This window comes from Haemophilus haemolyticus (assembly GCF_003490935.1).
Classification (GTDB): Bacteria; Pseudomonadota; Gammaproteobacteria; order Enterobacterales; family Pasteurellaceae; genus Haemophilus; species Haemophilus haemolyticus_M.
On record NZ_QQGD01000001.1, the window covers coordinates 145,301 to 168,879 of the forward strand.

The following is a 23,579-nucleotide window of genomic DNA, read 5'->3' on the forward strand; positions in this document are numbered from 1 at the left end:
CTATTTTGTGTGATAAGAACGATGTCTTGTATGCCCTTGCGGTGGTACCGCACGTTTTAAACGATATGGTTTCGGCAGTTCAAGTAAGGCTTCTGTTTCATATTGGCTCACAGGGATAGAATGGCCAATATATTCTTCAATTGCTGGTAAATTCATCGCATATTCTTCGCAAGCGAAACTAATAGAAACGCCACTTTCCCCTGCTCGTCCAGTACGGCCGATTCGGTGAACATAATCTTCTCGATCATCAGGTAAATCATAATTGAAAACATGAGTCACATCAGAAATATGCAAGCCACGAGCGGCAACATCTGTTGCCACTAAAATATCTAAATCACCATCAGTAAATTGTTTTAATAACGACAAACGTTTTTTCTGTGCTACATCGCCAGTCAGTAAACCAACACGATGTCCATCAGCCGCCAAATAACCCCAAATTTCTTCACAACGATGTTTCGTATTCGCAAATACAATACAACGCTCAGGCCATTCATCTTCCATTAAGGTTAAGAGAAGTGCCATTTTATCCTGATTAGATGGATAAAAAAGTTCTTCTTTGATTCGATGCCCTGTTTTTTGTTCTGGTTCAATTTCAATATATTCAGGCTCATTCATATCTTCAAATGCTAATTCACGCACTTTATAAGAAAGGGTCGCTGAAAATAACATCGTTAAACGCGCTTGTGGAGCGGGGCATTTACGCAATAAATAACGGATATCACGGATAAATCCAAGATCGAACATTCGATCCGCTTCATCTAGCACGATAACTTGAATTTCATCTAAACTAATTACGCCTTGTTTTACATAATCAATGACTCGCCCCGTCGTACCAATCAAAATATCTACGCCACGCTCAATCGCTTGTAGCTGTTTGTCATAACCATCGCCACCATAGGCAAGTGCGGTCTTTAATCCACTCGCTTTTGAAAGAAACTCAGCGTCATTACTAATCTGCACCGCTAATTCTCGAGTAGGTGCTAAAATCAAAGCTCTTGGGTGAGGATATTCCAGATTAGGATCTTGGTGAGTTAAAAGATGATGAAAAGTAGCCGTTAAAAAAGCCATTGTCTTGCCTGTACCAGTTTGAGCTTGTCCTGCGACATCTCGTCCATTTAAAGTGATAGGCAAAGATAAAGCCTGAATTGGGGTACAAAAATCAAAACCTTTTTTTGCCAAAGCATCTCGTACAATCGGATGTAGAGGAAGATCAGAGAATCGTTTTTGGCTTAAATAATCTTGTTGCATAAAAATCACATTTTAGAATAATAAAATTACGTTTAGCATAGCATGCTTAGGGAAAATCCTCAAAAAAGGACCGCACTTATAAAAATTAACCGATAGGGTTTCCTATCGGTTAATCTCTATTTAATGCTCCATTCATCACTCACATTTGGATCCATCGCAAAATCTGCAGTATCACTTGGAATCGCTTTTTCTTCAGCCGCCCATTCGCCAAGATCGATTAATTGGCAACGTTTACTACAAAAAGGTCGAAAAGTACTTTCATTTGTCCAAGGCACAGATTTTTGGCAAATCGGACAAGGTACTTCAATAATTTCGTCAGACATTTTTATTTTCCGCTTGTTGTAAATAAAACTGGTGCAATTCTAGCACCTTTTGCTGCAAGTGCGGTAAGTTTTGGGCCAGTTCAGCATCATTGTTAATCACATCATCCGCCCATTTCAAACGCGTTTGTTGAGAAACTTGAGAATTCATAATTCGTTGAATTTGTTCAAAATTATTGTTATCTCGTTGTGATGAACGAGCAAGTTGAGTTTGTGGACTCACATCCACCACCAAAATACGATCACAAAGTGCGGTCAATTTATTTTCTATTAATAAAGGGACGACAAATAATGTGTAAGGAGCAGTTTGTTCTGCAAGTTGTTGTTTCATTCGTTCGCGAATAGCGGGATGTAAAAGATTATTTAACCACAATTTATCTTCATCATAACTAAACACTCGCTCTCGTAAAGCCGCGCGATTAAGCTCGCCTTGTTCCGTTAAAATTTGAGCACCAAAATGTTCAACAATTTTAGACAATAAAAGGGAATCTTTCTCGACGACTTCTCTAGCAACTACATCCGCATCCACTAGAGGTACACCAAGATCGGCGAATAAATTAGCAATCGTTGTTTTACCACTACCAATGCCACCAGTTAATCCAACAATATAAGTCATATGATTTCCAATAAAAAAATTTTCAATATTATACAAAATAACGATAGTAAAAATCAGCTCTTCAAGCCAATGGTTAATAAGCCATAATAAATTAGTTTATCTACATTATCATGCTTTTATATATTGAAAAATATAACCATGGAAAAACGATAACCCAAAGAAATGCACTAATAACAGCAACAAATTTAAAACTAAAATGCAGCGTTTTATGACGAAAATGTTTCATGGCTAAATGTATTCCCATAAAGCCACCTAAAAGACTTAGAAGAAAAAACGTTTTTTCAGGAATTCGCCACTCGTTACGCATGGCCCGAATTTTATCTCTCCACATAAAAAAATAAGCGGCGATATTTATCGCCGCTAACCATATAATCAACGAAAGAAAATAAATCATTTTGGATAAACTGGAAGACGTTTACAAATTGCTAATACTTTTTCTTTAGTTTCAGCAATCACTTGTTCTTCATTTTCTTTGCCTAAAGCATCTAAAACATCACACATCCAGCCAGCTAATTCACGCACATCATTTTCATTGAAACCACGGCGAGTTACAGATGGTGTACCTACACGGATACCTGAAGTGACAAATGGTTTTTGCGGATCGTTTGGTACAGCATTTTTATTCACCGTAATATTTGCTTTGCCTAATGCCGCATCAGCTGCTTTACCTGTTAATCCTTGTTTAATGAAACTTACTAAGAACAAGTGGTTTTCAGTACCATTTGATACAACGTCATAACCACGTTGTTTAAATACCTCAACCATTGCTTTCGCATTTTTGATTACATTTGCTTGGTATTCTTTATATTGAGGCTCTAATGCTTCTTTAAAGCAAACTGCTTTTGCCGCAATAATATGAACTAATGGACCACCTTGGTTTGCAGGGAATACAGATGATTGTAATTTTTTGTAGATTTCTTCATCACCACAAGATGAAAGAATTAAACCACCACGCGGACCGCCCAATGTTTTATGGGTTGTTGTTGTCACAACATGTGCATGAGGCAGTGGATTTGGATATAAACCCGCTGCAATTAATCCCGCTACATGCGCCATATCCACAAATAAATACGCACCGACTTCATCTGCGATTTCACGCATTTTCGCCCAATCCACAATTTGTGAATAAGCCGAGAAACCCGCAACGATAAGTTTTGGTTTACATTCTAATGCTTTTTGACGAACATCTTCATACTCAATTAAGCCATCCGCAGTGATTCCATAAAGCACAGAGTTATAAATCTTGCCGGAGAAACTGACTTTTGCGCCGTGAGTTAAGTGCCCACCGTGAGCCAAATCCATACCTAAAATAGTATCGCCCGCATTAATCAATGCACCATACACCGCAGCATTCGCTTGTGAACCAGAGTGCGGTTGAACATTCACGTAATCTGCACCAAATAATTCTTTCGCGCGGTCAATTGCTAACTGTTCCACAATGTCTGCATACTCACAACCACCATAATAGCGTTTGCCGGGATAGCCTTCCGCATATTTATTGGTGAATTGAGAACCTTGCGCTTGCATTACGCGCGGGCTGGCATAGTTTTCAGAAGCGATTAATTCAATATGTTCTTCTTGACGACGATTCTCATCTTGAATGGCTTGCCATAAAACCGGATCGTAATCAGCGATGTTCATGCTCTTTTTAAACATTGTGTTTTCCTCTTTGTTTGAATTATTTGTGTATAGTTTATCTGTTTCCAAGTAAAAACTTAATCAAAAATTTCGATCATATTTTTCATTATTACAATGAAAAACATTCATTTATCTAAATCAGGCTTTTTTCTTTCACTAATGTCTCAATTAGTTTAACTTCTTTTGTTTTCTCGCCAGCACCAAGTTTACGGCATTGGCTGGTTTCTTTCGTATAAGTATTAAAATTGGTCATCCTTGTTGGGCTTTTCATTTTAATCTTCATATCCAAATGATTACCACAGCTATTACAAGGTGAAACAAATTCCTTATCTAATTCTTTAAATTCTGGAGATTGTTCAATAATTTTTGCGACTAGTGGTGAATGGGCGGTTTTAAATAGACGAACGGTAAAATCATAACTTACCATCACTTGCCTGCTATTTGGCTTTGGCTTGCAATAAATAGCGCATCCAACCTTCTTTTGTATCAATCTGAGAGATACCACGCATCAGCACGGTTTGATCCGCTCGATAAGTGACATAATCAAAATGCTCAACTGGCAAAGGCTCCTTGGCGGCTGGTTTCATATGACGCATCCAATCGCCTACCAACGCTTTTTTCTCTTCGGTTTGCTAATGTGCCGTTGCATATCCCGATAGCAATACGGCGACAAGACTACCCAATATTAATTTTCTCATGAGATATTTCTTTTACTAACAGTAGAGATAACATTCATCAATACAAAGTAGGGAAAATTTTTTTAATCCGGAATATGTAAAAGGCGGCAGTTACATAAATCATCACTCTCAAATTCGGATATTTCACCTGCAATCTTATTCGGAATGGGGAATAAACGCACAGTTAGAGGTTTATTTAAGCGAAATGCCATCGTTCCCGTATCACGCATAATAGCTGCGATGCTTTCAGCCTTAGCATTTCCCGCCACAGGAACCGTATCTAAACCGATACCACATACGGCGCTATAAGTTAGTAAAGCGCGAATATCAAAATAGTGTTTTTGTGTCCCTTCGGCTAAACCTAAATCTTCTGTCACCGCCAACATTAATCCAGAAAATCCAACCAATGGTACACGCTGGATTGATTTAAAGATTTTTGTCAGTAAAGCAGAAACCTCTACTGAACCAGCCGCACCAAAATAGGGCAATCCCATTAATTCATACACTTTTGTCATGGATGAACAATTTTTAGATGGTGCCGCCGAACTATCAATGCCTGCAAATTCAAATTCACCTGATAATTTGACCGCACTTAACATCTCTAATACTTGATCTACATGATATTGCAACGCTTGCGACATCGCTTGATAACAATCCGCATAAAATTGATTATGAGGTGATTTGGGTACAGATTTTAATACTTCGACTAATAAATCAGGCGTTTCTAAACCAATGACAAAACTATTTGGTAAATGACTTAGATGATAACCGGCGGGGAAATAAGGAATAAATGGCTTGCAGTTAAAATTCACAGTAAAATTAAAGTTACCTTCGCCACGTGGTGTGATATTTGCAATCCGTTGTACCGCATAAACAGATTGCTCAATAAGTTCATTATCTAACACGCCATTTTCATCTAATGGCACATTAACACAGGCATTACACAAGTCACCATAAGCTGCGATTAACTCTGGCAATAACGCTATTTCCTCTTTATTTCTCGCCGCGCCTATTGCAAATCGAAGACGAATTCCACTTTCATTAAATTTATTCAGTAACTCCGTTAAATACTGCAAATCTGCTTTTGCCGTCTGCAAATTGGTTAAATCCAAATATTCACCAAAGGGATTGGTAATCACTCGAATCGATTGCAAGGTATAACCTGCTTTCTGCACAGCTGGCAATAACAAATCCACATCACGTTTGACTGAATAAAGGGCGTCTTCCCATTGCGTTTTATTTTTATGTAACGTTAGAAAAAAACTTATGGTACGAAAACGACATAATTCTTTATTTTTATAATCCATTCGATCCCTTAACATTAAATGTAGTTATTTTTTCTGCTCACGAGCCACAGCGCGATAGCCGATATCACGGCGATAAAAATGACCGTTCCATTGAATTTGTTCAGCCAGTTTCAGCGCTTTCTGTTGTGCCTCAAATACGCTTTCTCCTAATGCCGTAGCACAAAGCACGCGGCCGCCGTTGGTGACTAACTTGCCCGCTTTCGCTTCTACGCCCGCCAAAAAAACTTTCTCATTTTCGACCGCACTTTGAGGCAAACCGCTGATTTCATCGCCTTTGCGATAATCGCCCGGATAGCCTTCTGCTGCCAATATGATACCTAAAGAAGCTTTCGGATTCCATTGGGATTTCACTTCGTCTAATTTGCCATCACAGGCTTTAAGACAAAGCTCCACCAAATCCGATTCCAAACGTAACATAATCGGTTGGGTTTCCGGATCACCAAAACGGCAGTTAAATTCGATCACTTTCGGCTGGCCATTCGGCATGATCATCAAACCGGCATACAAGAAACCGGTGTAAATATTGCCCTCTGCCGCCATGCCGTTGACCGTTGGATAGATCACTTCACGCATTACCCGCGCATGAATTTCAGGTGTCACCACAGGCGCAGGAGAATAAGCCCCCATACCGCCGGTGTTTAAGCCCGTGTCTTTCTCACCCACACGCTTGTGGTCTTGACTGGTCGCCATAGGTTCGACATTTTTGCCGTCCACCATGACGATAAAGCTCGCCTCTTCGCCATCTAAAAATTCTTCAATGACCACTCGACTACCGGCTTCACCAAAGGCATTGCCGGAAAGCATATCGCGCACTGCGTCTTCCGCTTCTTGCAATGTCATCGCCACAATCACGCCTTTGCCAGCCGCCAAGCCATCCGCTTTAACGACAATTGGCGCGCCTTTTTCACGCAAGTAAGCCAATGCCGGTTCGACTTCGATGAAATTTTGATATTCTGCGGTTGGGATTTTATGACGGGATAAGAAATCTTTAGTAAAGGCTTTGGAACCTTCCAATTGCGCAGCCGCTTGCGTTGGTCCGAAAATGTTTAAACCCGCAGCACGAAAAGCGTCCACCACCCCAATCACAAGTGGCGCTTCAGGCCCCACGATCGTTAAATCAATGTGGTTATCTTGGGCAAATTTAACCAATGAAGGAATATCCGTTGCACTGATATTAACGTTTTCGACCTTTTGTTCTAATGCCGTTCCGGCATTGCCCGGTGCAACAAAAATTTTATCCGCTAATGGAGATTGCGCCGCTTTCCAAGCGAGGGCGTGTTCACGACCGCCGTTTCCGATGATGAGGATGTTCATAATGCTCCTTGTATCTTTTTGAATTTAATCCCCTCTTTAGCAAAGAGGGGTAGGGGAGATTTGGCAGAAGTTATTTCAACCTCATAGTACATTTAGCATCGTTTAAATCTCCCCCTCACCCCCTCTTTACGAAAGAGGGGGGAATAAGTAAGTCGCTCATTAAGCGAAGTTGCTGCATAAATTAATGTCTAAAATGCCGCATTCCGGTCAATACCATCACCATATTATGCTCATCTGCCGCATCAATCACTTCCTGATCGCGCATTGAACCGCCCGGATGAATCACACATTGAATCCCTACTTTCGCTGCAGCATCAATACCGTCACGGAATGGGAAGAACGCATCAGATGCCATCACACAACCAGCTACGGTCAAGCCTTCATCCTGTGCTTTGATACCTGCAATTTTGGCCGAATACACACGGCTCATTTGACCTGCACCAATGCCGATGGTTTGGTTATCTTTGGCGTAAACAATGGCATTGGATTTCACGAATTTCGCCACTTTCCAGCAGAATAATAAGTCTTTTAATTCTTGTTCTGTTGGTTGACGTTTACTCACCACTTTTAAATCATCCAAACCAACCATGCCTAAATCTGCATCTTGTACTAATAAACCGCCATTTACACGTTTGAAATCTAAACGTTCAGAACGAGAGGTCCATTCACCACATTCAAGCAAACGAACATTTTTCTTGCGTTTCACCACTTCTTGCGCTTCAGCAGAAACTTTCGGTGCAATAATTACTTCAACGAATTGACGCTCCACAATTTCATTCGCGGTTTTTTCGTCTAATTCACGGTTGAAAGCAATAATGCCGCCAAATGCAGAAGTTGGATCGGTTTGGTAAGCGCGATTATAGGCGTCTAAAATATCTTTACCTAAAGCCACACCGCATGGATTAGCGTGTTTAACAATCACACAAGCTGGCTCATCAAATTCTTTCACACATTCAAGTGCCGCATCGGTGTCTGCAATATTATTGTAAGACAAGGCTTTACCTTGGAGTTGATTAGCCGTAGCCACGCTCGCCTCTTTCACATTCAAATCAACATAGAAGGCAGCATTTTGATGGGCATTTTCACCGTAACGCATGGTTTGTTTACGCACGAAGTTAAGATTTAAAGTACGTGGGAATTGACCGCACTTCGCATTCGCATCTTCTTCCTCTGCCACATGATACGGTTTTACCATTTGTCCAAAGTAGTTGGCAATCATGGAATCATATTGAGCGGTATGTTCAAATGCTTTAATCGCAAGGTCAAAACGAGTTTCAAGTGTTAGGCTGTTTTGGTGTTTATCCATCTCCGCAAGAATAGCGTTGAAATCATGATTATTCACTACGATCGCCACATCTTTATGGTTTTTCGCTGCAGAACGCACCATGGTTGGGCCACCGATATCGATATTTTCTACCGCATCAGACAAGGTACAATCTGGTTTCGCCACAGTGGCAGCAAACGGATATAAATTCACGACAACCATATCAATGCCTTCAATGCCATGTTGCTGCATGATGGCATCATCTGTACCACGACGACCAAGAATACCGCCATGTACTTTTGGATGTAAGGTTTTTACACGACCGTCCATCATTTCTGGGAATCCCGTATAATCAGACACTTCAGTCACTGGCAAACCATGCTGCTCTAGCAATTTTGCGGTACCGCCTGTGGAAAGTAGTTTTACACCACGCTGTACTAAGCCTTGAGCAAATTCTACGATACCGGTTTTATCAGAAACACTCAGTAAAGCCTGACGAATTGGACGATCTGTCATTACATTTTCCTTCATTAAATGGTTAAAAATAAGCAGAGTGAATTATAGCGCAAACGTTTGCGCAGATATAGAAAAGATTAAATAAAATGTAATCAGAATAAAGTGCGGTAAATTTTAAGCATAAAAAAGCCCACATAAATGTGGGCAAATAAAAGGATTAAATTATGAAACTACAACTAAACTACTTTTTAAAAAACTTGTTATCTAAGGCACAAGCACCTGCACCAAAAAATACAAAATATAAGAAGAGTACAGAGTAAAGTAACGCAAGCTCACCGCCATTTGCAATTGGGAATAGTAAATTCCCTTTTCCAGCCACATGCATAAAGAAATACGCAAAAGCCATTTGGCCAGATAAAATAAACGCAGCTGGGCGCGTAAATAATCCTAAAATTAATAAGATTGAGCCGACAATTTCAATCACGCCACCTACAATCATCATAGAGTCACCGACTGGACCATTTCCACCCGTCATAGAAATTGGGAACTCCCAAAATTTTGCTGTACCATGCAAAATAAACATGTAAGCAGCCGTGATGCGTAATAGAGCCAATACATAAGGGCGATATTTTTCAAGATTGTTCATTTGCTTTCCTTTTGTTTAAAGATGAATTAAAACGGCGTCATATTAATCTTTAACGGATAGTTAAACAATAATCAAAATTGAAAAATACTTTTCACCAAAAGTAAAAAATAACTAAAGTAGCTTTTCAATCCAACTAGAAAAAGAATCAGCATCCATAAAGCCCGTTACCCTACTTCCTTGAATCTCATTATTTTGCTTATCAAAAAATAAAATTGTGGGTAATCCCATCACATTAAAGCGCTCCATTAATGCTTTATTTTCAGGGCTATTCTTTGTCATATTCACTTGTAACAATAAGATATTTTGAAATTGCTGTTGCACTTTTGGATCTGAAAAAGTCAGCTTTTCAAATTCTTTACAAGCAACACACCAATCCGCGTATAAATCCAACATTGCGATCGAATGCGGATTTTCCGCTAAAGTGCGGTCAAGTTCTTCAATATTTTTAATTTGCTTAAATTTAACCTGAGAAACAGGCTTATTTTCTACCGCACTTTCTGTTGTTGCCTGAGTTTGCCAAATCCAATTTTGCAAAGGTTGTACGGAAACCATAGCCAACGCAAAACTAATAATTTTAATGGCATAGCCAAAACCGCTCTTAGGCATCTGCAACGCAAACCAAATAAAGAATGCTGTCGCTAATCCAGCCCATAAGCGTGGCTCCCATACTTCAGGCAAAATACGAGAAAGTAAAAACACAGGTAATGCTAACATAACAAAGCCGAATGTTTGTTTCACTGTGTTCATCCACTCACCTGATTTTGGCAAAATTTTATTACCAAACAATGTGATTAACATTAGCGGCACGCCCATACCAAGTGCGAGTAAATAAAGGGTTGCTGCGCCTGTGAATAAATCACCACTTTGCGCAACATAAAGTAAAGCACCAGAAAGTGGTGCAGATGTGCAAGGTGATGCCACAAGCCCAGCAATCATGCCCATCGCAAAGGAACCGCCAAAAGCACCTGAGGTTTGTTTTTGGCTCCATGTATTCAATTTATTTTGTAAGCTATTTGGCAATTGAATAGTAAATAAGCCAAACATTGAAAGGGCAAGAACAACAAATAAAATAGAAAGCCCGATCATCACATAAGGATGTTGCAAGGCAATTTGAAACGGCAAACCGATAGCCGCTACTGCGAGCCCTAACAAGGTGTAAGTCAGTGCCATGCCTTGAACATAAAGAAAAGCTAAACTAAACGCTCGCATCATATTTGGACGTTGTTGCTGACCGATAACAATGGCAGAAAGCAACGGTAACATTGGCAATACGCAAGGCGTAAAAGCCAATCCTAATCCCAATAAGAAGAAACCAAAAATCGCCCATTTACTATGGAATAAACCATCAGCTAAACGATCTTGTTCAGATAAAAGTGCGGTATTTTTTTCAAGTGTTTTTTCGACAGTTTTCTCTTGAGAAACGGCTAAATCCCCAATTCGTAATACTTTAGTTTCAGGCGGATAGCAAAAACCTTCGGTACATCCTTGATAAGTGATTTCAAGCTGATCATCAGAATGACTAAATGCTCCGCTAAATACGCCATCAATTGAGCGAGTAAACACCTTCACTTCACCAAAATAAGGATCTTGATGTAATTCAGCGGTTTGCTGAGCATGCAAAGTGAGAGAATCCGATTTACCCACTAATTCAGCACTGATCTTATCTTGATATAGATAATAGCCATCGGCAATGTCCCAATGAACCTGTAACTGACTTTTATCCGTAGATAAAGTGGCAGAGAATGCAAAAGCATCATCTACTTTCAAGAAAGATTGTTTTTTATCAAATAGACCTGCATTAGCTGCAAGTGCGGTAAAAATCAGTGTAAAAAAAAGAAAAAGTTTTTTCATAGAATTGAAAGGAAAAGTAAAAATGCGCGAAATTCTATCACAAAGAAACTTGAATATCTAAAACTATGATTTAGATCATAAAAAGGAAAATCTTATAAAAAATAACCGCACTTTTTTATTGTTACAACAATGTTACACCGCTAGAATGGAATCATGATAGCATACACCAAAATAAGTATAAGGATGGAAAATGGCTACTCCACAAATTCTCGTTGTTGAAGATGAAATCGTTACCCGAAATACGCTTAAAGGGATTTTTGAAGCGGAAGGGTATGATGTGCTTGAAGCAGAAAATGGTGCAGAGATGCATCACATGTTAGAAAACCACAATATAAATTTGGTTGTAATGGATATTAATTTACCAGGTAAAAACGGTTTATTATTAGCAAGAGAGCTCCGCGAAGAACTCAACTTGCCGCTTATATTCTTAACTGGTCGTGATAATGAAGTCGATAAAATTCTAGGGCTAGAAATCGGTGCCGACGATTATTTGACTAAGCCTTTTAACCCTCGAGAATTGACTATCCGTGCACGGAATTTATTGCATCGAACAATGCCACATCAAGAAAAAGAAAATACATTTGGTCGAGAATTCTATCGTTTTAATGGCTGGAAATTAGATTTAAATAGTCACAGTTTAATTACGCCAGAAGGTGAAGAATTTAAACTTCCGCGCAGTGAATTTCGTGCAATGCTGCATTTCTGTGAAAATCCAGGAAAATTACAAACTCGCGAAGAATTACTAAAAAAAATGACGGGACGTGAATTGAAACCTCAGGATCGTACCGTAGATGTCACAATTCGACGCATTAGAAAACATTTTGAAGATCATCCTAATACCCCAAATATCATTATGACGGTGCATGGTGAAGGATATCGTTTTTGTGGGGATATAGAATAAAGCCATTATTTCTATCAACTGAGAGGCTATTTTAAAATTCCTTTTTGAAATTAATTTCCCATTTTGATAGAATTCACACGCTTTCATTGTGATTGTCATAATGAAAAGTGAGTTCGGATGAAGGTAGCTGGAGAGCGGGGAATAGACCCCACACCGACGATGTAAAATCTTTCAGGTGCGATGGCAGGGACTGTTACTGGACGAACCCTTGGAGAGATCCATTTTAGAAATGGACGCCGAAGGCGCAAAAGAGCGGTTAATTTTTCAATCGTTTTTCAAACGCTCAGGCAAAAGGACAGGGGCAAAAGACAATCTATCGTAAGTGTGGAAATTATCTATCTTTTCACCGCACTTTCTTTTCCATTGTATCTTTTCGTCTTCTTGTCGTGTTTATTTTTGATTTAAACGACGAGGAATCACATGACAATTGAGTCAATTCTTTCAGATATTGATAGCTTTATTTGGGGCGCTCCGCTACTCATACTCTTATCGGGCACAGGGCTCTATTTAACGCTACGTTTAGGCTTTATTCAAATTCGCTATTTACCACGTGCGCTGGGTTATTTATTTAAAAAAGATAAAGGTGGAAAAGGTGATGTGTCATCTTTTGCCGCACTTTGTACCGCATTAGCAGCAACAATCGGAACTGGTAATATTGTAGGCGTTGCAACTGCTGTACAAGCAGGTGGGCCTGGCGCTATTTTTTGGATGTGGCTGGTTGCCTTATTAGGAATGGCAACAAAATATGCCGAATGCTTGCTCGCGGTAAAATACCGTGTTCGCGATAAAAATGGCTTTATGGCTGGCGGTCCAATGTATTACATTGAACGCGGTCTAGGCATCAAATGGCTAGCAAAATTATTTGCATTATTTGGTGTAATGGTTGCCTTTTTCGGGATCGGTACATTCCCACAGGTCAATGCGATTACCCATGCAATGCAAGATACTTTTAATATTCCTGTTTTAGTTACTGCAATTATTGTGACTCTGTTAGTCGGCTTAATCATTCTTGGTGGTGTAAAACGTATTGCAACCGCATCATCGCTAATTGTACCGTTTATGGCGATTTTATATGTCACTACTTCACTGGTTATTATCCTTTTAAATATAGAAAAAGTACCAGATGCGATCTCATTAATTATTTATAGTGCTTTTGATCCGCAAGCTGCGCTAGGTGGCGCTGTTGGCTTCACTGTAATGAAGGCTATTCAATCAGGTGTCGCTCGAGGTATATTCTCCAATGAATCAGGTTTAGGAAGCGCACCAATTGCAGCCGCAGCGGCACAAACTCGTGAACCTGTTCGCCAAGGCTTAATTTCCATGACAGGTACATTCTTGGATACCATCATCGTTTGTACAATGACAGGCATTGTATTAGTGTTAACAGGCGCTTGGAATAACCCTGAATTAGCGGGTGCAACAGTCACAAACTACGCCTTTGCACAAGGCTTAGGGACATCAATTGGCGCAACGATTGTAACTGTCGGTTTATTATTTTTTGCATTCACAACTATTTTAGGCTGGTGTTACTACGGTGAACGTTGTTTTGTTTATCTCGTTGGTATTCGTGGCGTAAAACTATATCGTTTAGCTTATATTGTGTTGGTGGGGTTAGGCTCATTCTTACACTTAAATTTAATATGGATTATCGCCGATATCGTAAATGGTTTAATGGCCTTTCCAAATCTCATCGCTCTCATTGGATTGCGAAAAGTTGTGATTGAAGAAACAAAAGATTATTTCCAACGCTTGAAAATAAATCATCACGATCAAGATGAAATCGTAGAATAATCAAATGAAAAAAAGGTGTGGATACAGTCAATATCCACACCTTTTTTCTTATCACAATTTCCCATCTTAACAACTTATCTTAGAAAGAAAAGCAGCTTTTTTCAGAAATTAGACATAGATCATATTTTTAAAAATTACTTTGACATTTCCTCTTAAAGCCCTTGAAAACCTGAATTAACAAGGCTATTTTGTAATTAAAGAAAACTGTAAATCACGCAACAAAGAGGTAAATGCTATGACACTTAATATCACCAGCAAACAAATGGAAATCACCCCTGCAATTCGTGAACACGTGGAGGAAAGACTTGCTAAATTAGGTAAATGGCAAACACAGTTAATTAACCCCCATTTTGTTTTAAACAAAGTACCGAATGGATTTACTGTAGAAGCATCTATTGGCACGCGACTGGGCAATTTATTGGCAAGTGCAACCTCAGATGATATGTATAAAGCAATTAATGAAGTTGAAGAAAAATTGGAACGTCAGCTTAATAAACTTCAACATAAAAGTGAATCTCGACGAGCAGATGAACGCTTAAAAGATTCGTTTGAAAACTAGTATTGAAAATAAACTAAACAAAGAAAAGCAAAAGAGCGGTGAAATTTTATCCCTCCAAAAAAAGTTAAGTTATTAAATCAAGGACTAAGCTCTGTGATTCACAGGGCTTAGTTTTTTAGTTTACACCGAATACTCTCATGGTGGTAATAATGAATATCCACTTTTCATGACAAAAGAAAACATTGAGTGCTAACGCCGTTAAATCAAGCAATATCTGAATTAGAAAGTCTATCCTTAATGCTTTGACGATTGTGGCTTTTTCTGTTAGTTGAGACTTATAACTTTTCTAGAATAGTATTCTCCGCATAAAGTTTGAGCTTCTCTAATTCTAACGTTTCTTCTCGTATTTTGGACTTAAGTAGCATTTTAGTGCGTTGGATGCCTTTTAGGCATTAAGCTGTTTATACCTTGTCTTTCAAAGACTTGTAACCATTGATTCTACCAAGATTAAATTGTTTACATTCAACGATGTAATGTTTGTTCGGGACGTTTAAGATGCCTTAGGGGAGAAAATGATTTTTACTGCATTGAAGATAAACATTGAGCACTTATTGTTTGAAGAGTTGCTTGTAGTTAGTCATAAAAAATCTACACTTTAATCAGTTAGTTGTCTAATATAAATTTGGGGGCAACAGATCAATATTCTCCTTTTTATTTGTAATATAGGATACGAGATGAATAATAAAACTAGCGTTTATGACAAAGAAAACTTCTTTGAGCTTTATCAGAAACTCCGCGCAAATCCAATTAGCCTCAATGAAATTATTGAAAAGCCCACTATGCTCTCATTATTGCCTGATTTAAAAGGGAAAAAATTACTCGATTTAGGCTGTGGCACGGGAGGGCATTTACAACTTTATCTAGAACGAGGCGCGGCTAAAGTTATCGGAACCGATCTTTCCGAAAAAATGCTTGAACAAGCTGAAAAAGATCTGCAAAAGTGCGGTGAATTTTCAAGGCGTTTTTCCTTATATCACTTACCAATGGAAAAATTAGCTGAGTTACCAGAACGTCATTTTGATGTGATTACTAGCTCTTTCGCCTTTCATTATATTGAAAATTTCCCAGCCTTATTATCAACCATCCATAACAAACTCTTGTCTAATGGCATATTGGTTTTCTCACAAGAACACCCGATAACCACCTGCCACAAAGAAGGTGAACGCTGGGAAAAAAATGACAAAAAACAGCAAGTTGCTTATCGTTTAAATCATTATCGAGAAGAGGGTGAACGCAATAGAAATTGGTTCAAACAGCCTTTTCAAACCTATCATCGAACAACTGCGACAATTATCAATAATTTAATTTTCGCAGGGTTTCAAATCGAGCAAATAGAAGAACCCATGCTTGCCGATCAACCGCAATGGCATAATGAATTTAAAGATTTATCACACCGCCCTCCATTGTTATTTATCAAAGCAAGAAAAGTGGAGAAATAAACAAAATAAACTGGTTTTTAACCGCACTTTATGGTATAAATCGCCCCGCTGTTTTTGCCTTTCAAAAGCAGCTTTTTAATTACTAACAACACACACATATCAACAAGGCTTAATCGGGGTGCCAAACGGTCGATTAGCTGATATGTGGAGGCTCAACCCCAACAAAAGGAAAATATTATGGCACAAGTTTCAATGCGCGACATGATCAACGCAGGCGTACACTTCGGACACCAAACTCGTTACTGGAACCCACAAATGAAACCTTTCATTTTTGGTGCTCGTAACGGTGTTCACATCATCAACTTAGAAAAAACTTTACCTTTATTCAACGAAGCTTTAGCGGAATTAACTCGCATTGCTAGCAACAACGGTAAAGTATTATTCGTTGGTACAAAACGTGCAGCGTCTGAAGCAGTTCAAGCAGCAGCATTAGATTGTCAGCAATATTACGTAAACCACCGTTGGTTAGGTGGTATGTTGACTAACTGGAAAACCGTTCGTCAATCAATTAAACGTTTAAAAGATTTAGAAACCCAATCTCAAGACGGTACTTTTGATAAATTAACCAAAAAAGAAGCGTTAATGCGTAGCCGTGAGATGGAAAAACTTGAATTAAGCCTTGGCGGTATCAAAGATATGGGCGGCTTACCAGATGCATTATTTGTTATTGGTGCTGACCACGAACATATCGCAGTTAAAGAAGCAAACAACCTAGGTATTCCTGTATTTGCTATCGTTGATACTAACTCAACTCCAGCTGGCGTAGATTTCGTTATCCCTGGTAACGATGATGCGACTCGTGCTATCCAACTTTACGTTTCTGCAGCTGCAGCAGCGGTTAAAGAAGGTCGTGGTAACGAAGCTCAAGTTGCTGAAGAATTAGCAGCTGACGCAGAATAATTTAAGTTTTGCAATAAGGCGAAGCCCTTAATAATCAAACGATTAATTGGCATAGGGGCTAAAATTTAGCCCCTATATTTTTATCTAAAAGTGCGGTCAAAATAAACCGCATTTTCGACAGAGGATTTTAAAAATGGCTGAAATCACAGCATCATTAGTAAAAGAACTTCGTGAACGTACCGGCGCAGGTATGATGGAATGTAAAAAAGCATTAGTTGAAGCAAACGGTGATATCGAGTTAGCGATCGACAACATGCGTAAATCAGGTCAAGCTAAAGCAGCTAAAAAAGCAGGCCGTGTTGCCGCTGAAGGTGTTATCCTTGCTCGTGTAGAAAATGGTTTCGGTGTATTAGTTGAAATGAACTGTGAAACTGACTTCGTAGCAAAAGATGCTGGTTTCTTAGGTTTAGCAAACGAAGTAGCTGATTTCGCAGCAGCAAACAAAGGTACCACTATCGAAGCATTACAAGCACAATTCGAAGAAAAACGTGCTGCATTAGTCGCTAAAATTGGTGAGAACATGAATATTCGTCGTGTTGCTTACTTAGATGGTCAAGTAATTGCTCAATACTTACACGGCGCAAAAATCGGTGTATTAGTTGCAGGTCAAGGTTCTGCAGATGAACTTAAAAAAGTAGCTATGCACGTAGCTGCATCTAAACCTGAATTCGTAAATCCAGAAGATGTATCAGCAGAAGTAGTTGAACACGAACGCCAAATCCAAATCGACATCGCAGTTAACTCTGGCAAACCAAAAGAAATCGCAGAGAAAATGGTTGAAGGTCGTATGAAGAAATTCACTGGTGAAGTTTCACTAACTGGCCAACCATTCGTAATGGATCCTTCTGTATCTGTAGGTGATTTCTTAAAATCAGTAAACACCTCAGTTTCTAATTTCATCCGTTTAGAAGTTGGTGAAGGTATCGAGAAAAAAGAAGAAGACTTTGCTGCTGAAGTAGCAAAAATCACTGGCGGTAATGCGTAATTCTTTAAAGATAACGATATGTTAATAAGCCCAACTTAAGTTGGGCTTATTTGTTTTATAGGATAAGTTGTGCTTAATTAACGGGCTTAAACTTTTTTTAGTTACGTTTAGTAAAATAAAAAACCCACACTTAAATAGTAAACTTTTAAAATGTGGATTTTGTAATAAAACTTCAGAAGAAATTAAGAAATTTTCTTTTCTAACGCTTTTAAACGTTTATTTATTCCATCAATACCTAATGTCAGCGTCGCTGTTTTACGCCATTCTTTATTCGTTTGCAATGGAATACCAGAGGAATATACGCCAGGCTCTGTAATTGGGCGCATAACCATTCCCATTCCAGTAATCGTGACTTTATCGCAAATTTCCATATGGCCATTAATCACGCTTGCACCACCAATTAAGCAATAACGCCCAACAGTCAAACTACCCGCCATGATAACGCCACCCGCAACCGCTGTACCTGTGCCGATATGAACATTATGTGCAATTTGACAAAGGTTATCGATGATCACGTTATCTTCAATAATTGTTGCGTCTAATGCGCCTCTATCGATACAGGTATTCGCACCAATCTCAACGTTATTACCAATTATTACTTGCCCTACTTGTGGAATTTTAATCCAACGACCACGATCATTTGCGTAACCAAAACCATCACTACCGATGACTGTTCCTGATTGAATTAAGCAATTAGTGCCAATCTCAACGTTATGGTAAACAGTGACATTAGCCCAAAGTTGAGTGCCTGAACCTATCTTGGTATTTTTACCAACAAAGCAATTTGCACCAATGATCACGTTATCACCAAGTACAACACCTTCTTCAATCACTGCATTGGCGCCAATTGAAACATTATTCCCTAAAGATGCACCATCAAAAATTACCGCACTTTTTGCAATGCCTTGCGCAGCCTTTGGTGTGCCATCCATATATTGAGCTAAAATTGCGTAAGCTACATAAGGATCTTTAACAATAAGTAAATTGCTTTCTGGAGAACAGTGTTCAACATCCCCTTCAGAAACAACCAAAATTCCTGCGTTAGAATCCTTCAATAATGCACGGAATTTTGCGTTAGAAATAAAAGTAAGTTGATTTGATTGGGCTTTATCGAGTGGTGCGATATTCTCAACAACAACATCGGCGTTACCGCGAACGGTAGCGCCGATTTGAGTTGCCAATTCTTGTAAAGAATAGGATTTTTGCATTATGAGAACCTATTATTTTTTCTCTTGTGCTTTTTCAGAAGCGGGGATAGATTTTAACACTTCTTCTGTGATGTCTTTACCCTCTACCGCAAATACAACTGAATTTGCATCAAGTACATAAGTATAACCTTTGGCTTTTGCTAAATTATTTGTTGCTGTTTGAATACTATCTAATAATTTACCACGCTCTTCTGCCTGACGTTTTTCATTTTGCGCTTGGAACTCTTGAACTTTTTTATCTTGTTCTTGCATTAATTTTTGTAATTCAGCATCTTCAGCTGCACCTAATTTATTAATTTCCTCTTGGCGTTTTTGAATATCTGCTTGACGTAAGCGAGGTGCATCTTTTTCTAAAGCCGCAACTTTTGCTTCTACTTTTTTACGAGCAGCTGCAATTTTATCATCAACTTCTTTTTTGCTTGCCGCTAATTTCTCAGCTACAGGTTTAAATTCAGCATCAAGTTTATCCGCTACGGCTTGACGATCTGGGTGATTTTGGAAAATATAACCTGCATTAATAAAAGCAATTTTTTCTTCAGCTGCAGCATAGCCTGAAGCAAGTGCGATACCTAAAGCAAGTGCGGTTACTTTTGCGATGTTTTTCATTTGATAAAGATCCTTAATTAAAATTAAATTGTGGTTAGTTTAATATTTTCTCTGTCTAACAAAATTAGGCAGAGAACGTTATCTTTGACATTCGAATGATAAAAAAGTTCAATCTAATTAGAAAGAACCACCAATACTAAATTGGAACTGTTCTACATCATCATTTTCATATTTTTTAATCGGTTTGGCATAAGAGAATACCAATGGCCCAATAGGGGATTGCCATTGGAAGCCTACACCCGCAGAGGCACGAACTCGACTAACTTTTCCATAATCGGGTAAGCTTTTCAATACATTGTTATCTAACCCACTCTTATCCGATTTCCATTTAGTATTCCAAACGCTTGCCGCATCAACAAATAAGGAAGTTCGGACTGTATTTTGGCTCTTATCGCTCACAAACGGTGTTGGTACAATAAGTTCTGCGCTCGCAGTTGTGATTGCATTACCACCAATCACATCAGAACTTATCTTATTAAAATTACCATGTTGATCGGCATAAATTGCATTAGGTCCAATACTACCATAAGCAAAACCACGTAATGAACCAATACCACCTGCAGTATAAGTTTGATAGAACGGTAAACGCTTGTTTCCAAAACCATTTGCATATCCTGCAGATGCTTTTGCAGATATAACCCAACGGTGATCTCTGTCTAATGGGTAGAAACCTTGTACATCTGCACTTAATTTGTAGTATTTGTTATCCGAACCTGGAATTGTAACTCGTCCACCAAGACTTGCCTTTACCCCTTTAGTTGGGAAGTATCCCCGATTAAGGCTGTTATAGTTCCAACCAAAAGAAAAATCAAAGTCACTGGTTTTGATTGAATTCCCATTAAAATTCATGGAATCAAGATATAATTCACGGTTATATTCTGGAGCAAAGTTACTGATCTTATTATAAGTATAACCCAATCCAACATAGTAAGAGTTATTTTCATTTACAGGGAAACCTAAAGTGACATTACCACCGTAAGTCGTACGTTTATAATTAGAAGATGTATCACTTTTAGAGTTATCATAGTTTTCAAAGAAAACATTTCCACCAAGACTTACGCCATCTTTAGTAAAGTAGGGTTCGGTATAACCCAAATTGACACTAGTACCATAATCATTTTTCGTACCAGCTATACTTACTGCTGCTCCTGTTCCCAAGAAATTATCTTGTTTAACACTAGCTTGATAACTAATACCACTCTCTGTACCGTAACCAATACCAAAGTTGATACTACCTGTATTACGCTCTTTAACTTTATACACAACATCGACTTCGTCATCCGTACCTTTTACAGGATCAATTCGGTTTTCTACGGTTTCGAAGAATCCTGTACGATCTAAACGGATTTTACCTAACTCAACTAATTGCGAGTTATACCATGCCCCTTCTTGTTGGCGCATTTCTTGACGTAAAGTACTATCTGCTGAAACAGTATTTCCTTCAAAGCGTAGTTGACGAACAGTTAAACGTCGACCAGCATCAACAACAAAAGTAATTGCTAACGTTTTATTTGCATCATCAAAATCAGGTACAGCATTCACCGTTGCACTACCGTAACCGCGTTCACCCAATTTTGCTTTAATAGCATTTTCAACATCGGCGATATCACTGCGACGGAAAGTGTCATTTAAATGTAATGAAGAAAGTAACGGTTCAAGTTCAGAAGCCATACCACCCACATTACCAACAATACGAGCACTTCGAAGGTCATACTGTAAACCTTCATTTACATCAATGGTTACATTTACTTTCGTTTTTTCATCATTTAGCTGTACATCAGTTTTAGTGATTTGTGCTTTAGCATAACCATTATTTAAATAATAATCACGAATTGACTGTAAATCTTTATCGAACTGAGCGCCTTCAAATTTATTACCCCATAATTTCCACCAAGAATCAGGTTGTAATTCCATTTGCTCTTGCAACGTACTGCTACTAATAGATTCATTACCATTGAAAGTTAATGATGCTAATTTTGCTGTATCATCTTCATTGATCTGAATTAAAATTTCAGCACGATTATTTGGTAACGTATTTACAATAGGTTCAACGGTTGCGTTATAGCGACCTACACTTGCATAGTGCTCTTTCACACTTTTTGCAAATTCATTTAATTTTTCTCGAATTAAAACATCGCCAACTTTAAACCCGTTAGCATCTAAGTTTTGTTTAAGTGCTTCAGTTGGAATAACAGAGTTACCTTTGATTTTAACATCTGAAATGATCGATTTAGCCACAACGCTAACAACAAGTACATCGCCTTCTTGATGTGCATTCACATCATCGAATCGACCACTTACGAATAAAGAGCGGACAATATTAGCCACATCATTGTCAGTCACACGCTGACCGGCACGAACAGGTAGACTTGCTCGGATTTGTTGTTCTAAGTCACCTTGAACACCATCCACACGAATATCTTTTGCCACAAAAGGTGCGGCAAACACAGTCGTTGTCGTACCGAATAATAAACTTGCGATTAGAAGTTTTTTCATCGATTGTATCCTATATAAATTATAGACGTAAAAAATCATTAAATAATGCAAACACCGTTAAGCTTAATAACAGTGCTGCGCCAATTCGATAACAGATGCTTTGCACCCGCTCAGAAACAGGTTTTCCTTTAACAGCTTCCATTGCTAAAAAAACTAAATGACCACCATCTAATACAGGCAATGGGAATAAATTCATAATGCCTAAATTAACACTAATCAATGCCATAAAACTTAAAAAATACACCAATCCAATATTAGCGGATGCACCAGCACCTTTAGCAATAGAAATCGGGCCGCTTAAATTGTTTAATGACAAATCACCCGTAATTAATTTTCCTAACACTTTCAAGGTTAACACAGAAAGTTGACCAGTCTTTTCAATGCCTTTTTGCAATGATTCAAGAATATCATATTTTAATTCGGTATGATATTCATCAGATAATTTTACGAAAGTTGGGCTTAAACCTACAAACCATTTTCCATTCTGATTACGCACTGGAGTGATAATTTTGTCAAGCGTTTCCCCATTACGTTCAACTTTAATAGAAAAAGATTCGCCTTGTTCGACCTGTTTTATAAAATCTTGCCAAGGAAGTGCGGTTAAATTTTCTTTTAAAATTTTATCACCGATTTGTAAACCTGATTTCTCAGCTGGAGAACCTTGAACAACTTTAGAAAGCACCATTTCAAATTTAGGATGCATAGGCATAATCCCTAATGCCTCAAAAGCACTTTCTTTTTCAGGATCAAAAGTCCAATTTGTAAGATCTAAAGTGCGTTGTTGTTCAATATTAGAACCAAAAGGAGAAAGGGTAATCTCAATATTAGGCTCACCCATTTTTGTGGCAAGTAGCATATTAATAGTTTCCCAATCTTGAGTTTCTTCGCCATCAACCGCTAGAATTTGTGTATTAGGTTCAATATGAGCTTGTGCCGCGATTGAACTTGGCTTTATCGATTCAATCACAGGTTTAACACTTGGCATTCCATAAAGGTAGATGACCCAATAGGCAAAAATCGCGAAAATAAAATTTGCCAAAGGACCTGAAATAATCACAAATGCGCGTTGTAATACACTTTTACTGTCAAATGCTTGTGACTTTTGTTCAACAGGAACCGCTTCATTACGTCCATCAAGCATTTTTACATAGCCGCCTAAAGGGATCATTGAAACCGCAAATTCTGTACCGTGCTTATCGATACGTTTCCAAATTACCTTACCAAAGCCAATTGAAAAACGATGAACTTTTATACCGCACTTTCTCGCCGCCCAAAAGTGACCATATTCGTGAACGGATACTAATACCGCAATAGCAATGATAAAAGAACCTAGCGACCACAAAAATGACATTCAGAA

Annotated in this window: 22 protein-coding genes and 1 riboswitch; of the genes, 6 read left to right on the plus strand and 16 right to left on the minus strand. The window is 38.5% G+C overall.

Translation table 11 applies throughout. The annotated features are described in order from the left end of the window. From rhlB to DV417_RS00845, 12 genes are all read right to left on the minus strand, one after another. Positions 1-1,248, minus strand: coding sequence for an ATP-dependent RNA helicase RhlB (rhlB, locus tag DV417_RS00795; RefSeq protein WP_192878518.1), 1,248 nt, complete (start codon positions 1,246-1,248; stop codon positions 1-3). Positions 1,249-1,364: 116 nt separating this feature from the next. Beyond that, complete coding sequence (gene yacG / locus DV417_RS00800; RefSeq protein ID WP_005645697.1) at positions 1,365-1,571, minus strand: DNA gyrase inhibitor YacG; 207 nt, start codon at positions 1,569-1,571, stop codon at positions 1,365-1,367. Beyond that, positions 1,564-2,184, minus strand: a complete 621-nt coding sequence (coaE, locus tag DV417_RS00805) for a dephospho-CoA kinase (RefSeq protein ID WP_118877986.1) — start codon at positions 2,182-2,184, stop codon at positions 1,564-1,566. The genes yacG and coaE overlap by 8 nt, the downstream gene beginning before the upstream one ends. 100 nt (positions 2,185-2,284) lie before the next feature. After that, complete coding sequence (locus tag DV417_RS00810; RefSeq protein WP_118801024.1) at positions 2,285-2,578, minus strand: DUF1294 domain-containing protein; 294 nt, start codon at positions 2,576-2,578, stop codon at positions 2,285-2,287. Continuing rightward, complete coding sequence (gene glyA, locus DV417_RS00815) at positions 2,575-3,840, minus strand: serine hydroxymethyltransferase (RefSeq protein WP_118877988.1); 1,266 nt, start codon at positions 3,838-3,840, stop codon at positions 2,575-2,577. The genes DV417_RS00810 and glyA overlap by 4 nt, the downstream gene beginning before the upstream one ends. 115 nt (positions 3,841-3,955) lie before the next feature. After that, entirely contained in the window at positions 3,956-4,252 is a 297-nt protein-coding gene (locus tag DV417_RS09465; RefSeq protein ID WP_239990460.1) for a hypothetical protein, read from the minus strand. Between the two features lie 7 nt (positions 4,253-4,259). Then, on the minus strand, positions 4,260-4,418 hold the full coding sequence (locus DV417_RS09485) for a hypothetical protein (RefSeq protein ID WP_239990461.1): 159 nt from the start codon (positions 4,416-4,418) through the stop codon (positions 4,260-4,262). Between the two features lie 164 nt (positions 4,419-4,582). Further along, entirely contained in the window at positions 4,583-5,806 is a 1,224-nt protein-coding gene (locus DV417_RS00825; RefSeq protein WP_065250269.1) for a DUF711 family protein, read from the minus strand. 24 nt (positions 5,807-5,830) lie between these two features. Continuing rightward, the gene (gene purD, locus DV417_RS00830; RefSeq protein ID WP_118877990.1) at positions 5,831-7,120 is read right to left on the minus strand and encodes a phosphoribosylamine--glycine ligase; all 1,290 of its coding nucleotides are present in this window, start codon (positions 7,118-7,120) and stop codon (positions 5,831-5,833) included. A gap of 181 nt (positions 7,121-7,301) precedes the next feature. After that, a complete protein-coding gene (gene purH, locus DV417_RS00835) occupies positions 7,302-8,900 on the minus strand; it encodes a bifunctional phosphoribosylaminoimidazolecarboxamide formyltransferase/IMP cyclohydrolase (protein ID WP_118877993.1) in 1,599 nt (532 codons plus the stop codon). A 181-nt stretch (positions 8,901-9,081) separates the two neighbouring features. Next, entirely contained in the window at positions 9,082-9,486 is a 405-nt protein-coding gene (locus DV417_RS00840) for a DoxX family protein (RefSeq protein ID WP_046939059.1), read from the minus strand. 111 nt (positions 9,487-9,597) lie between these two features. Further along, positions 9,598-11,337 carry a protein-disulfide reductase DsbD gene (locus tag DV417_RS00845; RefSeq protein WP_118877995.1) on the minus strand — a complete coding sequence of 580 codons (1,740 nt, stop codon included), beginning with the start codon at positions 11,335-11,337 and terminating at the stop codon, positions 9,598-9,600. A gap of 190 nt (positions 11,338-11,527) precedes the next feature. Here DV417_RS00845 and arcA point away from each other — a divergent pair, with 190 nt between their 5' ends. The 6 genes from arcA (at position 11,528) to tsf (ending at position 17,912) form a co-directional block, all read left to right on the plus strand. Beyond that, complete coding sequence (gene arcA / locus DV417_RS00850; protein ID WP_065245785.1) at positions 11,528-12,238, plus strand: two-component system response regulator ArcA; 711 nt, start codon at positions 11,528-11,530, stop codon at positions 12,236-12,238. 198 nt (positions 12,239-12,436) lie between these two features. Continuing rightward, a riboswitch (glycine riboswitch) is annotated at positions 12,437-12,547 on the plus strand. Between the two features lie 111 nt (positions 12,548-12,658). Further along, positions 12,659-14,029, plus strand: a complete 1,371-nt coding sequence (locus DV417_RS00855) for an alanine/glycine:cation symporter family protein (protein ID WP_118877998.1) — start codon at positions 12,659-12,661, stop codon at positions 14,027-14,029. Between the two features lie 235 nt (positions 14,030-14,264). After that, on the plus strand, positions 14,265-14,588 hold the full coding sequence (gene hpf, locus DV417_RS00860; protein ID WP_118878001.1) for a ribosome hibernation-promoting factor, HPF/YfiA family: 324 nt from the start codon (positions 14,265-14,267) through the stop codon (positions 14,586-14,588). 674 nt (positions 14,589-15,262) lie between these two features. Then, a complete protein-coding gene (locus tag DV417_RS00865; RefSeq protein ID WP_118878005.1) occupies positions 15,263-16,027 on the plus strand; it encodes a class I SAM-dependent methyltransferase in 765 nt (254 codons plus the stop codon). Positions 16,028-16,204: 177 nt separating this feature from the next. Further along, positions 16,205-16,927 carry a 30S ribosomal protein S2 gene (gene rpsB / locus DV417_RS00870; RefSeq protein ID WP_005645552.1) on the plus strand — a complete coding sequence of 241 codons (723 nt, stop codon included), beginning with the start codon at positions 16,205-16,207 and terminating at the stop codon, positions 16,925-16,927. Between the two features lie 133 nt (positions 16,928-17,060). Next, on the plus strand, positions 17,061-17,912 hold the full coding sequence (tsf, locus tag DV417_RS00875) for a translation elongation factor Ts (RefSeq protein ID WP_005627519.1): 852 nt from the start codon (positions 17,061-17,063) through the stop codon (positions 17,910-17,912). Between the two features lie 182 nt (positions 17,913-18,094). Here tsf and lpxD read toward each other — a convergent pair whose 3' ends face one another. The 4 genes from lpxD to rseP form a co-directional block, all read right to left on the minus strand. Beyond that, on the minus strand, positions 18,095-19,120 hold the full coding sequence (gene lpxD, locus DV417_RS00880; RefSeq protein WP_118878008.1) for a UDP-3-O-(3-hydroxymyristoyl)glucosamine N-acyltransferase: 1,026 nt from the start codon (positions 19,118-19,120) through the stop codon (positions 18,095-18,097). Positions 19,121-19,132: 12 nt separating this feature from the next. Beyond that, positions 19,133-19,726: an OmpH/Skp family outer membrane protein gene (locus DV417_RS00885; RefSeq protein ID WP_118861287.1), complete on the minus strand. Its 594-nt coding sequence runs from the start codon at positions 19,724-19,726 to the stop codon at positions 19,133-19,135. 117 nt (positions 19,727-19,843) lie between these two features. After that, on the minus strand, positions 19,844-22,222 hold the full coding sequence (gene bamA / locus DV417_RS00890; protein ID WP_118878011.1) for an outer membrane protein assembly factor BamA: 2,379 nt from the start codon (positions 22,220-22,222) through the stop codon (positions 19,844-19,846). Between the two features lie 19 nt (positions 22,223-22,241). Continuing rightward, positions 22,242-23,573, minus strand: a complete 1,332-nt coding sequence (gene rseP / locus DV417_RS00895) for a sigma E protease regulator RseP (protein ID WP_118878013.1) — start codon at positions 23,571-23,573, stop codon at positions 22,242-22,244. Between the last annotated feature and the right edge of the window lie 6 nt (positions 23,574-23,579).

Excerpts from the sequence above, each read along its gene's own strand:
- rhlB (WP_192878518.1), bottom strand. The coding sequence starts at position 1,248 with ATGCAACAAGATTATTTAAGCCAAAAACGATTCTCTGATCTTCCTCTA.
- yacG (WP_005645697.1), bottom strand. The coding sequence starts at position 1,571 with ATGTCTGACGAAATTATTGAAGTACCTTGTCCGATTTGCCAAAAATCT.
- coaE (WP_118877986.1), bottom strand. The coding sequence starts at position 2,184 with ATGACTTATATTGTTGGATTAACTGGTGGCATTGGTAGTGGTAAAACA.
- DV417_RS00810 (WP_118801024.1), bottom strand. The coding sequence starts at position 2,578 with ATGATTTATTTTCTTTCGTTGATTATATGGTTAGCGGCGATAAATATC.
- glyA (WP_118877988.1), bottom strand. The coding sequence starts at position 3,840 with ATGTTTAAAAAGAGCATGAACATCGCTGATTACGATCCGGTTTTATGG.
- DV417_RS09485 (WP_239990461.1), bottom strand. The coding sequence starts at position 4,418 with ATGCGTCATATGAAACCAGCCGCCAAGGAGCCTTTGCCAGTTGAGCAT.
- DV417_RS00825 (WP_065250269.1), bottom strand. The coding sequence starts at position 5,806 with ATGGATTATAAAAATAAAGAATTATGTCGTTTTCGTACCATAAGTTTT.
- purD (WP_118877990.1), bottom strand. The coding sequence starts at position 7,120 with ATGAACATCCTCATCATCGGAAACGGCGGTCGTGAACACGCCCTCGCT.
- purH (WP_118877993.1), bottom strand. The coding sequence starts at position 8,900 with ATGACAGATCGTCCAATTCGTCAGGCTTTACTGAGTGTTTCTGATAAA.
- DV417_RS00840 (WP_046939059.1), bottom strand. The coding sequence starts at position 9,486 with ATGAACAATCTTGAAAAATATCGCCCTTATGTATTGGCTCTATTACGC.
- DV417_RS00845 (WP_118877995.1), bottom strand. The coding sequence starts at position 11,337 with ATGAAAAAACTTTTTCTTTTTTTTACACTGATTTTTACCGCACTTGCA.
- arcA (WP_065245785.1), top strand. The coding sequence starts at position 11,528 with ATGGCTACTCCACAAATTCTCGTTGTTGAAGATGAAATCGTTACCCGA.
- DV417_RS00855 (WP_118877998.1), top strand. The coding sequence starts at position 12,659 with ATGACAATTGAGTCAATTCTTTCAGATATTGATAGCTTTATTTGGGGC.
- hpf (WP_118878001.1), top strand. The coding sequence starts at position 14,265 with ATGACACTTAATATCACCAGCAAACAAATGGAAATCACCCCTGCAATT.
- DV417_RS00865 (WP_118878005.1), top strand. The coding sequence starts at position 15,263 with ATGAATAATAAAACTAGCGTTTATGACAAAGAAAACTTCTTTGAGCTT.
- rpsB (WP_005645552.1), top strand. The coding sequence starts at position 16,205 with ATGGCACAAGTTTCAATGCGCGACATGATCAACGCAGGCGTACACTTC.
- tsf (WP_005627519.1), top strand. The coding sequence starts at position 17,061 with ATGGCTGAAATCACAGCATCATTAGTAAAAGAACTTCGTGAACGTACC.
- lpxD (WP_118878008.1), bottom strand. The coding sequence starts at position 19,120 with ATGCAAAAATCCTATTCTTTACAAGAATTGGCAACTCAAATCGGCGCT.
- DV417_RS00885 (WP_118861287.1), bottom strand. The coding sequence starts at position 19,726 with ATGAAAAACATCGCAAAAGTAACCGCACTTGCTTTAGGTATCGCACTT.
- bamA (WP_118878011.1), bottom strand. The coding sequence starts at position 22,222 with ATGAAAAAACTTCTAATCGCAAGTTTATTATTCGGTACGACAACGACT.
- rseP (WP_118878013.1), bottom strand. The coding sequence starts at position 23,573 with ATGTCATTTTTGTGGTCGCTAGGTTCTTTTATCATTGCTATTGCGGTA.